The 1,236-nt window shown below is 65.2% G+C and carries 2 protein-coding genes and 2 pseudogenes; 2 read left to right on the forward strand and 2 right to left on the reverse strand.

Annotated elements, in window-relative coordinates:
• Nucleotides 1-231: pseudogene (locus A6A05_RS21190) on the forward strand (CpaF/VirB11 family protein); the annotation flags it as partial.
• A gap of 10 nt (nucleotides 232-241) precedes the next feature.
• Here the strand turns inward: A6A05_RS21190 and A6A05_RS03540 are convergent.
• Complete coding sequence (locus A6A05_RS03540) at nucleotides 242-541, reverse strand: BrnA antitoxin family protein (RefSeq protein ID WP_082910670.1); 300 nt, start codon at nucleotides 539-541, stop codon at nucleotides 242-244.
• On the reverse strand, nucleotides 495-773 hold the full coding sequence (locus A6A05_RS03545) for a BrnT family toxin (protein WP_068497527.1): 279 nt from the start codon (nucleotides 771-773) through the stop codon (nucleotides 495-497). Before A6A05_RS03545 ends, A6A05_RS03540 begins: the two co-directional genes overlap by 47 nt.
• Nucleotides 774-820: 47 nt before the next feature.
• On the opposite strand from A6A05_RS03545, the pseudogene A6A05_RS03550 reads away from it, so the two are divergent.
• Nucleotides 821-1,236 (forward strand): annotated as a pseudogene (locus tag A6A05_RS03550) (type IV secretory system conjugative DNA transfer family protein); the annotation flags it as partial.

Consider the following 1,236-nt stretch of genomic DNA (forward strand, 5'->3'; position numbering starts at 1 on the left):
ATCCACGCCGACAGCCCGCACCAGGTGCTGAACAGGAAGTTCGACCAGAACATCGCCTGGTCGGGTCAGACCATGCCCCGTGTCCCGGAATTTTTGGCCGAATTGGTGGACGTGGTGGTCCAGATCAAGCGCGACACCGACGGTTTCCGCCGCATCACCGACATCTACGAACCTCGCGCCGATCGCTGGGTGATGCAGGATGGCCGGCTGCTGGAAAGGGTGGCGGCATGAACGCGGCCGGTCACCCCGCCTTGGGCAATCCGGCGGCCTGGCGCAAAAGGTCGTTGACCCGGGTCTGCCAGCCCGGCCCCGAGGCGCGGAAATATTCCAGCAGGTCGGGGTCGAGGCGGATGCTCACCGGCTTCTTCGGCGCCTCCTTGGGCGGCCTGCCCCGGCGGATCAGCGTGTCGCCGTGGTACAGGTCGGCCCGCTCGAACATCTCATCGGTCCACTCGGGAATCTCGTCGTATTCCTCGGGCTGGATGACGTGGGCGTCAACCTTGGCCAAGTCGCTGCCCAAAACGTGCTTTTTCGCGGTCATTGGCTTTCCTCATGGAGAAAACGTGTCGGGCATCGCCCCGCTGCACGTAGCCGACCACCACCAGCCGGCTGCCGAGCAATCCGAAGCACATCATCCGGCGCTCGCCGTAATCGCGCCGTTCGTCCTCGATCTCGAAGACCGGCCCGGCGAACACCAACCCCGCATCGGCGAAGTCGAGGCCCCGGCTTTCCACGGTGGCGGCGCGCTTGGCCGGGTCGAAGCTAATCCTCATCAAATTATCGTACATACGTTAAATGGCCCGGTCAACAGGAAAGCCCGATGATCATCCTCGCCATTCCCGTAGCCTTCGCGGCTGCGACCGCCACCCTGATCTATCTGTGGGCCACCGTCTGGCAGTTCCACGCCCTGCAGGCCGATTCCTGGGGCTGGGTGGTCAAATACACCATGTCCTATGGCGCCCTGCCGGCATTCGTCCAATGGGGCATTCTCGGCGCCGTCGCCGGTGCCGGCGCGCTGATCTTGATGGCGCAGGCCGTCGCCTCGCGGATCGGCGGCGAGACCGTGCACGGCACACGCGACGACAAGACCCTGCATGGCTCGGCGCGGTGGGCACGAAAGGCCGACGTCAAGGAAGCCGGGCTGTTCGGCAAGACCGGGGTGGTGGTCGGCGGCTGGCCATCATGGTTCGGCACCCGCACCCTTCGCCATGACGGCCCCGAGCATGTCCTGACCTT

The sequence above is a fragment of the Magnetospirillum moscoviense genome (assembly GCF_001650635.1).
Taxonomy (GTDB): Bacteria; Pseudomonadota; Alphaproteobacteria; order Rhodospirillales; family Magnetospirillaceae; genus Magnetospirillum; species Magnetospirillum moscoviense.

Excerpts from the sequence above, each read along its gene's own strand:
- A6A05_RS03540 (WP_082910670.1), bottom strand. The coding sequence starts at position 541 with ATGACCGCGAAAAAGCACGTTTTGGGCAGCGACTTGGCCAAGGTTGAC.
- A6A05_RS03545 (WP_068497527.1), bottom strand. The coding sequence starts at position 773 with ATGAGGATTAGCTTCGACCCGGCCAAGCGCGCCGCCACCGTGGAAAGC.